10 protein-coding genes are annotated in these 13,182 nt (G+C 49.4%); 3 read left to right on the forward strand and 7 right to left on the reverse strand.

Annotation, left to right across the window (positions count from 1 at the left end):
* Positions 1–237 precede the first annotated feature (237 nt).
* The 5 genes from HY879_19595 to HY879_19615 form a co-directional block, all read right to left on the reverse strand.
* Complete coding sequence (locus HY879_19595) at positions 238–1,749, reverse strand: cytidylate kinase-like family protein (protein ID MBI5605541.1); 1,512 nt, start codon at positions 1,747–1,749, stop codon at positions 238–240.
* 2 nt (positions 1,750–1,751) lie between these two features.
* Positions 1,752–2,207 carry a hypothetical protein gene (locus HY879_19600; GenBank protein MBI5605542.1) on the reverse strand — a complete coding sequence of 152 codons (456 nt, stop codon included), beginning with the start codon at positions 2,205–2,207 and terminating at the stop codon, positions 1,752–1,754.
* Positions 2,208–2,670: 463 nt separating this feature from the next.
* Positions 2,671–4,059: an arsenite methyltransferase gene (gene arsM, locus HY879_19605; protein MBI5605543.1), complete on the reverse strand. Its 1,389-nt coding sequence runs from the start codon at positions 4,057–4,059 to the stop codon at positions 2,671–2,673.
* Positions 4,060–4,125: 66 nt separating this feature from the next.
* Entirely contained in the window at positions 4,126–4,443 is a 318-nt protein-coding gene (locus tag HY879_19610; protein ID MBI5605544.1) for a helix-turn-helix transcriptional regulator, read from the reverse strand.
* Between the two features lie 81 nt (positions 4,444–4,524).
* Complete coding sequence (locus HY879_19615) at positions 4,525–5,877, reverse strand: sigma-54-dependent Fis family transcriptional regulator (GenBank protein MBI5605545.1); 1,353 nt, start codon at positions 5,875–5,877, stop codon at positions 4,525–4,527.
* A 437-nt stretch (positions 5,878–6,314) separates the two neighbouring features.
* Between HY879_19615 and HY879_19620 the strand changes: the two genes are divergently transcribed.
* The 3 genes from HY879_19620 (at position 6,315) to HY879_19630 (ending at position 10,163) form a co-directional block, all read left to right on the forward strand.
* Positions 6,315–7,862: a HAMP domain-containing protein gene (locus HY879_19620; GenBank protein ID MBI5605546.1), complete on the forward strand. Its 1,548-nt coding sequence runs from the start codon at positions 6,315–6,317 to the stop codon at positions 7,860–7,862.
* 436 nt (positions 7,863–8,298) lie between these two features.
* On the forward strand, positions 8,299–9,240 hold the full coding sequence (locus HY879_19625) for a sulfite exporter TauE/SafE family protein (protein MBI5605547.1): 942 nt from the start codon (positions 8,299–8,301) through the stop codon (positions 9,238–9,240).
* Positions 9,240–10,163, forward strand: a complete 924-nt coding sequence (locus tag HY879_19630; GenBank protein MBI5605548.1) for a TIGR02186 family protein — start codon at positions 9,240–9,242, stop codon at positions 10,161–10,163. Before HY879_19625 ends, HY879_19630 begins: the two co-directional genes overlap by 1 nt.
* A 176-nt stretch (positions 10,164–10,339) precedes the next feature.
* Here HY879_19630 and HY879_19635 read toward each other — a convergent pair whose 3' ends face one another.
* Positions 10,340–12,904, reverse strand: a complete 2,565-nt coding sequence (locus HY879_19635; protein MBI5605549.1) for a phosphoenolpyruvate synthase — start codon at positions 12,902–12,904, stop codon at positions 10,340–10,342.
* A 131-nt stretch (positions 12,905–13,035) separates the two neighbouring features.
* On the reverse strand, positions 13,036–13,182 hold a 147-nt coding region (locus tag HY879_19640; GenBank protein ID MBI5605550.1), incomplete at its 5' end, for a hypothetical protein.

The following is a 13,182-nucleotide window of genomic DNA, read 5'->3' on the forward strand; positions in this document are numbered from 1 at the left end:
ATCTCTTTAAACTTCTCCCGGTCTCCCCATTGATAAAATAATCCCATCCCGGGACCGTATTATAACCATATGATTCCATAAATAAAATATTATTCTCCCCCCCCTTAACCGTCTATAGCCTGACCATTGTCAAAAAAGGAATTTCCTATACTATCAAGTTGCAATGAGAATAAAGAAAATGTAAATCCTGTTAATCCTGTCGGACAAAATTTTTATGGTCAAAGATCTCACAGCACACTAATCGAACTTGATTATTTTCAGGAAAATATGGGCAATGGTCCCGTAGAGATAGGCAAAGACCGGTGCAAAAAGACCGACGGCTATGACGGAGAATAATTTCCACCCTTTATATTCCTGAAGGAGGTTTATGATCGCTTCCTCATGGGTAAAGACACCCCAAAAACTCATGGCCACCAGGATCAAAAAAATCAGGGATTTAATAATCTCTTTTCCTCCCAGGAAATATTTCTCCTGCAATTCGTCCGAGGAGATCACCGGAACACGGATCCGCCCGCCCAGATAGACCTTCAAGTCCCGAAGCAGGCGAATCCGGGCCGCTTTGGATTTGCCGAGGAAGAGATCTCCGATAACTACCAGACTGTAATTAACATTTCGGCTGATGGCCGACGATAAGGTCTGGAAGTTGCCCTGAATGAAATGGCTGCCTCCGGATCTGCCCTGCCGGATCAATTCTTCCAAGGCGTTGCTCAAACCCCCGTCCTCGATCCTGGGCTTCTCGGGGGTATCCTCTTCAATGCCTCCGGTGTATTCAGGTTCTTCCCTGGCGGCCAAACCAGATGGGATTGCCCCTTCTTCGGCGGTTTCGGCAGCCGCTTCCTCCGAAGGGAGGAAACGTAATAATTCAATGGCCGCACCCCAGCGCTGGGCCACCTGATTGATCTGGGTAAACGTTTCGGATTGGGGGTTATAGGCCTCCTGTATCCAGAGGATATTGGTTTCGGCCATGGTCGCCAGCACTTCCTTGACCCCCGGAACCTCGGCCAGGACCTCCGGGATATGGTTGGCCACCTGGGCCTGCCGGGGCATATAAGTGACGGTGACCACCCCCTCATTGGCCGAAACGGTCAGGTCGGCCTCGGACGTCCGGGCATCCAGGGCCAGTTTCAGCCTGGTCCGGGCTGCCAGACAATAATGGTCCATACTTTTCAGGGAGGCCGGGGTCGGGCGAAAATCAGGGAGTTCGGCCAGGGAACAGAGGGCCGCACTGGTGTTGGCCAGGCTCATGTGCTCCAGATTGAGAATCAGGTCATACTGTCTGGGATCATTGATGTCCTGCCCGTGAATCAGATGGACCCAGGTTTCAATATCCTGGTCCACCTGCTGAATGAATTTTTCGGTCTTGGGCCGATCCAACCGCATCTGCTTCATGATCGTTTGAATGCGATATTCCTTGTTGGAGACCAGGCGGATCCGAAAGATATGGGAAACATTGGGCATCAGAAAATGCCCTCCCCTGCCGTGATAGACCAGGTTCCCCTCCCCGGCCTTTTCACAAATTCCAGCGGTAATAAAGGCTAAATAGCGTTCTTTCAGGCGGGCCAGGCGTTCGGTTTGGGCCGGGCTTTTAATGATCGACATCTCCAGTTTTCCTATGGGGATCCCCGCTACCGTGCCCTGATCCGTCAACTCTTCACGACTCAGGCAGGGATAGCCCAGTTTCCGGGCCAGGTCTTCGGAAACTTCTTTCCTTAAGCTCGCCGAGGTACTTGAAATAATAATGATGGCCATGGTTATATTCCTTCCTTTTTAATCTTCCGTTCGGTTGCCATACTCCTATCCTCCTTGGGCCTGACGATGATGATTTGACTTTCCACACTGTTTCGTAAGGACTCGATCCGGTGGATTAATTTTTGATATTGCGGGTTCGGAACCGGTGGGACCGCAATGATGATCTCTGAAATATTATGTTCCCTGGTAAAATGACCAACCGTTTCCAGATAGGCTTCATTGGAAGAGAACAGTTCCAGGTTGACCTTTTCCCCCCTGGCCTGCTGAACCAGGATATCAAAGGGCTTGGGCCAGGGTTCAACCTTTTTGGTCGGCGCGGTTTCGTCGCCCTCCGGAGCAGGCGAAAAAATTAAAAATAGAATTTTGGTGGGATTCCTTTTCGCGAATTCGATGGCAAAATAGGCCGCCGATAAGGAAAGTGTGGAAAAATTCTCCATGGGGACTAATATTTTATGCATAACCGGACCTCGTCCAACATGGAATACAAATAGTGTGCCATTATTTAATATGATTGAAAATCAAATAGTTATAAAAAGAGAGACTGGGACGGGAAAAAAGGCCGGAAATTAATGATTCAAAATAGAACGATAGGGAAAGGAATAAAAATCGTTATTTAATTAAAAATAAAGTTATATTAAAAAGTTATCTAAATAAGGGCGCTGAATTTGAATAGGTTTCAAAATGGAACATCTTTGGGGTCAAACCTTGATTTGTGATTAATGCCTGACAAGACTTTTCAAGTCAACCTTCATTAAAAAAAAATTGGCAAACAAGATAGCTATCTGATGGTGTTTACTTCGAAGAACACAAAGGACCTGAAGGAGTATGAAGAAAGATAGCCATGGTCCCGTATTGTGCCCTTTGTGTTCTTCGCGAGGGGTTTGTTTTATAAAAGCCGCACGAAAAGTCACCGCTTAGGCCTTAACAGGTTGCGCCGAATGGGCAGGCCCCTAAGGCCATCTTTTCTTTCGGACCGCAACAAAGCGTTGACAAATCTTTTGCCCTTTCCTTTTGGTACTCGTTGAGCAGATCCGCTACGATCTCCGCGCCTTTGGCCGTGACCTTGGCGCACATGAAAGGCTTTTGGGCCTCATTGAACCCCTTCAGGATGGCCCCGCATTGGACACTTCCGAATTCCTTCAAGAATCGTTTTCTGAGTTCTTTGACCAGGAGCCCGCAATCTTTAAGGTCTTCAAGCCCCCTGTCACGGCCGAGCAGCGCACCCAATGCGAGCACCCCACCGGTAAACCCGCCGCAGAGGTCCTCCGTGGTTCCGGCAATGCCGCCCCCGAATCCGGATGAGGCCTTGATCACATCCGGGTGGGGTTCAGGGGAAACCGCTTCCAGGACTGTTTTTGAGAGGGCCTCGGCGCAGTGGAGCCCGGATTCGAGATTTTTATAGACCTGCTTTTTAATCGCCTTGGTGTCCAATTGTCCGTTTCCTTTCAATTTCGCCCCGCTTAGACCTCCTGACGGCTTGTCCCCCTGGTCCGGTCGAGCCCTGTCAAACGGTTTGGTTGCCTGGATGATGGCCGAGACGATGTAATGGTCGACGTCCCTCTCCGGGGCCCATTGGCGGATCAGTTCGCGGCTTTCTTCTTTCAGGGCAACCCGTATATCCACAAACCCGGCCCGTCCCAGGATTCCTTCAAGTTCCTCTGTGGTAGCCGCCCCGGCGATGCATCCGGTCACAAGGGCCAAGTCGTTCCGAAGGCTTTCGGGCATAGGAGAAGTGGATACGATGTCAGCGATGGAAAGCCTGCCTCCGGGTTTGAGGACCCGGTAGGCCTCACGGAAGACCTGGGCCTTGTCAGGGGAAAGATTGACGACACAGTTGGACAGGATGACATCCACGGCCCCATCCCCAACCGGCAAATGCTCGATCTCACCCAGCCGGAACTCCACATTCGGGAAATGGCCTTTTAAAAGGTTTTTGCGTGCCTTGCTCACCATCTCGGGGGTCATGTCGACGCCAATAACCCGTCCCCCCTCTCCTACCTGCCCCGCCACCTGGAAACTGTCGAACCCGCCGCCCGCTCCCAAATCCAAAACCGTCTCTCCCGGCCGCAGACCGGCTATTCCCACCGGGTTGCCGCAACTGAGACCCATGTTGGCCCCTTCCGGAACGGCGGCCAGTTGTTCTTCCGTGTAGCCCATAAACCTTGAAAGCCCATTTATGGGCTTCGCGGATTTGCTGCAGCAGGACAGGGGGACTACCGTATTGGCTTCCGGATCCCCGCCCTTGGCTATGTTTCCATACCTCTCTCTAACTGCTTCCCGAATGGACTCTTCTTCATGGTGTCTTTCCATGATTCGTACCTCCTATTTTGATATTTCTACAAATATCGAAATATAAGTTTAAAAAAAATGGTGCGGCTATACGGAAAAAAATCCTGCCAGTTCCTTGATCACTTCAGGGTCCACCCAGCACTCGATCTTCTGCCCGCGCCGTTCCATCCGAATGAGGCCTGCTCGACGGAGTTCCTTGATATGGTGGGACACCGTGGAGGGCACGATCCCCAAGTTCCTGCCCAGGTCCCCAACATAGGTACTTTCTTCCCCATCGATGCGGTGAACCGTCCCCGGAACGCAGCAGGAGATGAGACGCAGAAAGATCCGCAGACGGTTGGGGTGTGACAAAGCCTTAAACATGCCGGCCATTTTCTCTAAATTATCATTTCGATATTTCAACATGTATCGAATATAATCCCTGAAGGTTTCAATGTCAAGTCTTTTTAACGGGTCATGCAGAATTTTTTTAAAAAACTGAAATCGTTACGTTTTATCCAGACCGTAACGCAGGATTTTTCGCCATAAGGTAGTTCGGGACATCTTGAGAATCCGGGCGGCTTCGATTTTGTTGTGCCGGGTGGCCTCAAGGATTTTCTGGATGTATTCCTTCTCATTCTCCTCCCAGGAAGGCCACGTTGAGGCTCCATAGGTTTCCACCTCGAATTGCCGTAAATCCTCAGGCAGGTCGGCCGGGGTGATCAGGGTGCCTTCGGATAAGGCCACGGCGCTGGCTACGATATTTTCCAATTCCCGAACATTTCCAGGGAAGGAATAGTTCATCAAGGTTTCCAGGGTCTCCCTGGAAAAACCCTGGACTTTCTTTTTGTAGGCCTGATTGAATTTTAACAGGAAATGATTCAGTAATAAGGGGATATCCTCCTTACGTTCCCTCAAGGGAGGGACTTTTAAAAGCACCACCTTTAAACGGTAAAAAAGGTCCTGGCGAAAGCGGCCCTGTTCCACCTCCTTTTCCAGTTCCCGGTTGGTGGCGCTGATGATGCGGATATCCAGATCGATGGGTTTGGTGCTCCCCAGACGGCGTAATTTTTTTTCCTGAATCACCCGAAGGAGCTTGACCTGCATGGTAGGGGGCATCTCTCCGATTTCATCCATGAAAAGGGTTCCCCCCTGGGCCGCCTCCATGAGCCCGATCTTGGTGGAATCGGCCCCGGTGAAGGCCCCTTTTTCATGGCCGAAGAGCTCATTGGCAATCAACTCTTCTGTGAAGCCGCCGCAATTAAAAACCACAAAGGGAGCTGAAAGTCTTGAACTGTTGAAATGGATGGCCTGGGCCACCAGCTCTTTACCGGTCCCGCTTTCCCCCTGGATCAGGACATTACAATCAATTTGAGAGACTTTGCCGATGGCCTGCAAAAGGTCTTTAATCCTGGAACTGATGCCCACAATCCCATCATATTGAATCTTTTGAAAGACTTCCTCCCGGAGCCGTTTATTTTCAGAAGATAATTTCAAATGTTCCATAGCCCGTTTGACAACGGCCCTGACCTGCTCGGGGGTAAAGGGCTTGGCCAGATAGTAAAAAGCCCCTTTTTTTACCGCCTCCACGGCCTGATCCAGGGTGGCATAACCGGTTATGAGGATGACTTCGGTGGACGGATAATCTTTTTTAATACGGTTCAGGATTTCCAGCCCGTTCAGATCCGGAAGACGGATATCGGAAAGAATGAGTTGAAAGGGTTTTTGGGCCATCCTGGCCAGGGCCGGCCGCCCTTCCCCAAAGGTCTCAACCTCATAAGGGCCTTTCCGGAATATTTGTTTGAGCCTTTGGCAGACCGTAGGCTCGTCATCGATAACTGCCAGGCGTAAGGGGTCCATCTTTAGATTCTCATTCCGCAGAAAAGAATTTTTGTAACAATTTAGCCCTATGAAAAACTTGACTTTAGCACACGTCATTCCGGTGAACCCCGGATCAGGTCCGGGGCAGGCACCGGAATCCAGACGTTATGCTGAGACGAAAAGAACCTGGATTCCGGTTTTCACCGGAATGACGGAGAGGTTATCGACGTTTTTTCAAACTTTTTTAATCGATAATTAAGGTTTCTTATATACCTATCTGTTGGACTTGACAACCCATATTCATGAAGATATAGTTCTACTGGATTCCGGTTTCGCCGGAATAACGGAAAAGGCCGGATTTAGACTTTTTACCGGCCCATCATAACTTCATGATTCGAAATTCGTTATTCGATATTCTATATTCGTCTTTTCATAGCCATTATTTAAAAATGCTTTCTTAAATAAGGCCGCCGCCCATGCCGGAATCGCACCCTTCAGGAAGTGCCCCACTTCCCACCCAGGACGAGAAGATCGTCGCCGAAAAACCCAGTCTGAGTATCCGGACCCGCATCACCACCGGGTTCCTGATCTGTTTTCTTATGGCCTTGGGGATCACCCTGGCCTCCCTGTATTTTATCTTCCGGTTGGAGGAGAAATTACATTTTTTGGATGTGGCCGATAATTTTACCTTTGAAATCCAGCAGGCCCGAAGATTTGAAAAAAATTTTTTCCTCTATGGAACTAATCTGGCTGAGGCCCAAAGCCATGTCCAGACCGCTTTGACTTTGCTCCAGACCAACACCCTTAAGCTCCAGGGGGTCGTGGGAAAGGAGCCTTTCCAAACGATGGTCGTCCACACTGAAACGTATAAGTCCCTTTTGGAAAATATTCAGATGCTGGTCGAAACCAAATCGGAGGCTATTGCTCCCCAGCGTAGAAAGTTGGAAGCCGATCTCCGCCTCCACGGGGCGGAGATGATCTCTTTGGCCTTTACGATTCTCCAGAAGGAACGTCAATCAGTGGAACAAATGCTGGGTTGGGCCAGGCGGGTTCCCCTCATTTTTTTAGGATTTCTCTTCGTCCTGATGATCTACCTGGCCCATCTCCTCTCCAGACAGATCCTGGGACCTTTAACCCAATTACTGGGATATACCCATCGCATAGCCAAAGGCGATTTTACCCCGGTAATCCCCACCAGACCCTACCGGGATGAATTTTCCGATCTTACTTTGGCCATGAATCGTATGCTGGAAGAACTGGACCGCCGCCATGACGTTTTGATCCTATCGCACAAACTCCGGGCCGTAGGGACTTTGACGGCCGGTATTGCCCACGAGTTGAATAATCCCATCAATAATATTACCCTGACCGCTCACGTCCTCAAGGAAGATTATAATGAATTGTCGGATGGAGAACGACTGGAGATGATCGAAGATCTGATCAGTCAGGCCGATCGATCCCAAAGCATCATTCGAAACCTGCTTGATTTTGCCCGGGAAGGGGAATCCAAAATAGAACCCCTGGAACTGGGACAACTGATCCAGGAGACGGTCCGCCTGGCCGGAAATCAAATCAAGCTTTCCGGTGCCCACCTGGATGTCAGTATCTTACCGAATCTTCCCCGGATTCATGGGGATCACCAGCAATTAAGCCAGGTATTTTTAAACATCCTCTTAAACGCCCTCGACATCATCCCCAAAGGCGGGCGGATCCAGATTTCCGTAGCCAACGAAGACCCTAATTTTTTAGCTGCCAAGATCACCGATAATGGGCCGGGGATTCCCGAACATATCCTGCCCAATATTTTTGACCCTTTTTTTACTACCAAAACTCAAGGGAAGGGCACGGGACTGGGACTATCCGTATCTCAAGGAATTGTGGCCCGTCATGGAGGGCAGATTCGCGTTTCCAGCAAAACCGGTGTGGGGACGACCTTTACCATTATTTTGCCTGTCACGACCATTCCGGCTCCGGAGTTATCTTCAAAACTATTTGAAGAATCCAACCTGCCTTCCTTAATATGAAAATACGGTTCAAGGTTCAGGGTTCAGGGTCCGGAAAAACCCATTTTCATGTTTTGTCGGCGCCCGCTTCATGCGGGCATGAAGGCTTAGTTCGAAAATAACTTCCAGGGATCTGGGGTCAGTTGAAGAGCAAGTTACAAGTTTCAGGTTGCAAGTGTAAAAACCTTGAACCTTAAACCCTGTACCCTGTACCATGCCCATAGGAACAGTGTCTCCTGTATGTTACAAACCAGAAAGTATTCTGGATCACCACATTATAATGGATTAAATTTGTTATATTTTATTAATTGAAACTTTTTTGGTTTAAATGTATCGGATTGTTAAAATTTAGGCGATTATGGCTTGACTTTGTTGTTTCATTCTGTTACAAACCGCCCTTAATAGAGCGTTCAGCTAATCCATTTAGTATAAAAAACTATCCAGAAAGGAGAAGAGCATGGATATTTACTTGCCCATAGCCAGTATGAGCATCAATATCTTTCTGCTCATAGGTTTGGGTGGCTTGGTGGGGTTTTTATCCGGATTGTTCGGGGTGGGCGGAGGGTTTTTGCTGACGCCCCTTTTGATCTTTTCCGGCATTCCCCCTACCGTTGCCGCTGCCAGCGATTCCAACCAAATTGTCGCCGCCGCCTCTTCCGGTGCCTATGCCCATAGTCGAATGGGTAATGTGGATCTGAAAATGGGCATCATCATCCTTTTAGGAGGCATTGTCGGTGGTTCCATCGGGGTCCAGATTATCAAGGTCCTGAGGGTCATGGGGAATGTGTACTTTGTCATTAAACTGATATATGTCATCATGCTCGGTACCATCGGGTCCTTTATGTTTTTTGAAAGTCTCAATGCCTTGAAACGAAGCAAGGCCCAGGGAGGAGAAGAGGCCCATCCCCATGAACCGAGGGAATCGGCGGTCCGGAAAATGGCGGCCAAACTCCCTTTGCAGATGCGGTTTGAAAAATCCCGCATGACCACCTCGGCTATTTTCCCTTTTGTTTTAGGGACATTAGTAGGAATTTTAGCGGCCATAATGGGCGTCGGTGGGGGATTCATTATGGTGCCGGCCATGATCTATATCCTGGGGATGCCGACCATTGTGGCCATCGGCACCGATTTGTTTCAGATTGTGCTGACCTGTATCAATGTCACGGTGCAACAAGCCATCCGCAACCATACGGTGGATCTGGTTCTGGTGATCCTGCTCTTTATCGGTTCCACCATCGGGGCCCAAATAGGGGCCAGGGTCAGCAAGCATTTACGGGGAGAGCAGTTGCGTATCCTCTTGGCGGTTATTGTCTTAATCGTTATGGTCAAGATGCTGGTCGATTTGCTGGTAACGCCGGACAATCTCATCAGCCTGGCCAGGGGGGGAGGTGGCCACTGATGGAAAAGAAATTGCGGATTGCGGATTGCGGATTGCGGAATTTAAAGAGAAGCCAGGTTCCGGTTAAGGTTCAAGGTTCAAGGTTCAAGGTTCAAGGTTCGGAAAAATCCAATTTAATATTCAGTGGTGTCTACCTCTGGGGACTTAAGGTGCCGGCCTTAATCGGTCTTGGTTTAATAATACTTCTTGTCACCGGCCATTTCGCTCAGGCCGGGACCTTGACCTTTCAGCCGGCCGGTTTGGAAAGGACCCTCTTTTCCAAACGGTTTCACGACCTGACGATCAGCGGCTCGGCCCCGGAAGGTGCCCAAATTATCCTCAAAATCATTTCCCCGACCAAGGATTTTAATTTAAATAAATCCGGAAAAGGACTGGGATTTGTCTGGCTGCCGATCAGCCACGCTGAAGTAAAAAAACTCTCCGGTATGTACGCCTTACTCAGTTCCGGCAAAATTTCAGGGCTCCTGCCACCGGATCAGCAAAAGGCCTTAGGCCTTTCCCCGGACTACCAGGAAATCTATAAGCAGGCAGAAATCCATTATAAAACCCCTCCCAAGGCAGACGAGGCCGCCGGCTTAAAAAAAGAATATATGGCCGGACTGATCAAGATTTTAGAAGAGGGGGGGCTCTATCAGGTTAAGGAAGATGCGGTGCGTCTGTCGGGGAATCAATTTACCGCCCAGGTTAAACATGCGGCTGATGCCCCTCTTGGCGAATATCGGGTTTATTGTTATGCCGTTAAAGAGGGAAAGGCCGAACTTCTGGCCCAGGAAAAATTCCAGGTTAAACAAACGGGCCTGGCCGAATGGCTTACCCGTCAAGCCGCTTCCAATGCCGTGGTCTATGGGATTATGGCGGCGCTTATCGCCATCGGGGCCGGAATCCTGGTGGGACTCATCTTTAAAAAAGGGGGAGGACACTAAGTCCAGTTCGGATTGCGGATTTCGGAGTGCGGAATTGGGATTGAGCACGAACCGTAAAATGCAGATGATGAGGATTGCGGAGCACGGAATATTTCATTGCTGGTTGCTCGTTACTCGTTACTCGTTGCTGGTTTAACAACCGTCTTTTACGAGAAACGAGCAACCAGCAATGGTTTTCAGACTTTTTTAAAGCCGTAATTGCCCTCTAAAAAAGCCCGGATATACCATTCCACCACGCCGTCGCTGTACATGACCATATCCAATTGCCGGGCACAGCACATCAGACGACCGAGGTAATCCAGCTTCTCTTCCGTAACCAGACTCTCATATTTCATTAACTTGGCCAGGAGCCAGTCCCCTTTCAGCTCCACTTCAAAATCCAGATTTTTCAACACCCCGCTGATAAACCGGGCCCTCCGGGCCCTTCGTTCCATACTGGAACCTCCGCCCATGAATTGGAAGGTCAGATAATTATTATTTTTGATTTCCGAGCAATAGGTGTCGACCGTGCTGAAATGATAGGCCAGTCTGGAACTGAAATTCATATAATATTTGGAGATCAGGGCATAACTCCTGTCCCCCATAGTCTGGCCATAACGGGCCGAGTCCGACAGGGTATTTAACATGACCGAAGCGAACCCTTTCAGATCGACTTCCACCATCCCGGTCCAATTGACCCCGGGATGGGTCAAGCCCCGCCAGAGGGCCTTCAGGGGTATGGAGGTGATGTCTTCGGGCCGGACATTCTTTTGGGGCTTATGGGAAGGAACCAATCCGCCATCCAGATCAATGAGATATAGATTAATCGGGAGGTCCGATACCAACCGTTTGGCCTGTTCCTGTTTGGACGATTTTTCCACTTCATTGAATCGAAACATCTCCTGGATCGAAACTTCGTGGATATACCGGGTCAGATCATGAAAAGTCCGGCAATGTTCGGGATTAAAAGAGTCATCCCGGGGATCTACCAAGTTTAAAGGGACAATCGCCGAAAGGACTTCTTCTAATTTTTTCAGAATCGCCGTCTGTTTGAGACTGCTTTCCTCTTTTTTCTTTTCTTTTTCGATGATCTCCTCAATAATCCCCTGATAAATCTTATTGCGGACGGCATCAACGGTCACCAGTTGGCCGGCTTTCAAAAGCTTGGTGGCCTCACGGGTATCGACAATAGTCGGGACTTGAAATTCTCTGGCCAGGGAAGCCATATGACCGGTGACATTGCCGATATCGGTAATTATGGCGGCGGCCCGGTTCATGACCGTCACATACTTGGGGGCCGTATGCTTGACGACCAGCACCCCTCCTTCGGGAAAATTTATCAGGTCCTTGTCCTGCTTGACCAGGAATACCGGTCCGGCCCCGATCCCCGGAGAAGCCACCACCCCCCCCTCAATCAGGAGCCGGTCAGGAGATATCTCCGGAAGGGGAACTTCCTCCAGTCTATTGTTGGTTGAGGAAATCCTAAGGGGTCGGGTCTGGAGGATGAAAAGGTTTCCATCCCCATCAATGGCCCATTCGATATCCTGGGGTTTCTGATAATGGTTTTCTAACCTAAGACCGTATTCAAATAATTTTTGAAGGACCTCGTCATTAAGACAGGGTTTGACCTGGTTTTCTTCGGGGACGGCTGTTTCCATAATACCGGACATTGGATGGCAGACCAGCATCACCTCTTGTCTGGGGATCCTTTTTTCTAAAATACGGCCGTCTTCCCTGGACATGACATAAACATTAGGACTGACCTGACCGCTTACGGCATACTGGCCCAATCCCCAAACGGCGCTGATAATGACCGTGTTTTGAGAAAGGTTGTTTGGATCCTGGGTATACATGATCCCGCTGGTCCTGGCTGAAATCATGGCCAAACAGCCCACACTCATGGCAATGTCTTCTTCGTTAAATCCCTTATCCTTCCAGTAAAAGATGGCCCGGGGGGTAAATTTACTGGCCACGATTTCCTTATAGGTCTGAAGGAGCTGATCGCGATAAACATTCAAAGCCGTGGCGTATTGGCCGGCAAAAGTAACCTCGCTGTCTTCCCCGACCGCACTGCTCCGAATCGAGATCGGGATCTCCGGCCCCGCCTTGGCCATGAGCTGCTCGTAAGAAGTCAGTATTGCCTTTTCCAGGGGAAGAGGAATTTTAGCCATGAGAATGGACTGCTGGATTTTTTTACCGGCTAAGGCAATGGCCTCCAGGTCGCTGCTGCCTAAAGCGTCCAATTGTTTTCTGATATTCATTTCCAACTGGTTTTCTTCAATAAAAATCTTGTAGGCATAAGAAGTGATGGCAAATCCTTCCGGAACAGGGAGCCCGACCCGGTTTCGGATTTCTCCGAGATTGGCATTTTTCCCGCCTACCTGTTCCATCATGTCCCGGTTAATCTCGTCCAGAGAAAGGGTAAAAGGGGAAACCGGGATTTCTTTCCGGCCGTAAACCTTTTGCTGAACGGTTTGATTTACCCGCTCAAAAACATCATAGAGTCCCTGGAAACGATGGGGAACCATTTGATTCAGGCCCTCGACCATTTCAAAGACCCTGTCCCGTATCCCGCTGTAGCTGGCCCGGATATATTGGCGGTCGAAGAGATATTCCCCGCTGGAATGCTTTTCTTCCATATCTCCCATGATCTCCAAGGCCCCGTTGTTGGCCTTAAGAAGGGATTGAAAGGCCTGGAACCTCTCTTTCAGAGTGGGCTCCTTCTCCCTCTTTTTGAATAGTTGGAGGATGGAAAAGTTCATAAATTTAGGTTTCAAGTTTCAAGATGCAAGATTCAAGTAAGGAAAATTGAGAAAAATCACAGGCATTTTCATTTTTCGTGGCGCCTCCGGAGCATGAGGGTTTAAAATGTAATGGCTATTCCACAGCAAGACTATCCCGATTCTCCCACCAAGGCCTGCATTTCCTCCTCGCTCCACCCGGCCTCCTTTGCCGCCTGGGACAAATCGCCTTTATGGCGATCCAGGAGTTTTTGGGCATAATGGCGTTTGAACTGGTCCAGGGCCTTATCTTTGGCCTG

It is taken from the genome of Deltaproteobacteria bacterium, from assembly GCA_016219225.1.
Classification (GTDB): Bacteria; Desulfobacterota; RBG-13-43-22; order RBG-13-43-22; family RBG-13-43-22; genus RBG-13-43-22.

What these genes read in the sequence shown, in the direction of transcription:
- HY879_19595 (MBI5605541.1), bottom strand. Translation starts at nt 1,749, where the DNA reads ATGGCCATCATTATTATTTCAAGTACCTCGGCGAGCTTAAGGAAAGAA.
- HY879_19630 (MBI5605548.1), top strand. Translation starts at nt 9,240, where the DNA reads ATGGAAAAGAAATTGCGGATTGCGGATTGCGGATTGCGGAATTTAAAG.
- HY879_19620 (MBI5605546.1), top strand. Translation starts at nt 6,315, where the DNA reads ATGCCGGAATCGCACCCTTCAGGAAGTGCCCCACTTCCCACCCAGGAC.
- arsM (MBI5605543.1), bottom strand. Translation starts at nt 4,059, where the DNA reads ATGGAAAGACACCATGAAGAAGAGTCCATTCGGGAAGCAGTTAGAGAG.
- HY879_19625 (MBI5605547.1), top strand. Translation starts at nt 8,299, where the DNA reads ATGGATATTTACTTGCCCATAGCCAGTATGAGCATCAATATCTTTCTG.
- HY879_19610 (MBI5605544.1), bottom strand. Translation starts at nt 4,443, where the DNA reads ATGTTGAAATATCGAAATGATAATTTAGAGAAAATGGCCGGCATGTTT.
- HY879_19615 (MBI5605545.1), bottom strand. Translation starts at nt 5,877, where the DNA reads ATGGACCCCTTACGCCTGGCAGTTATCGATGACGAGCCTACGGTCTGC.
- HY879_19600 (MBI5605542.1), bottom strand. Translation starts at nt 2,207, where the DNA reads ATGCATAAAATATTAGTCCCCATGGAGAATTTTTCCACACTTTCCTTA.
- HY879_19635 (MBI5605549.1), bottom strand. Translation starts at nt 12,904, where the DNA reads ATGAACTTTTCCATCCTCCAACTATTCAAAAAGAGGGAGAAGGAGCCC.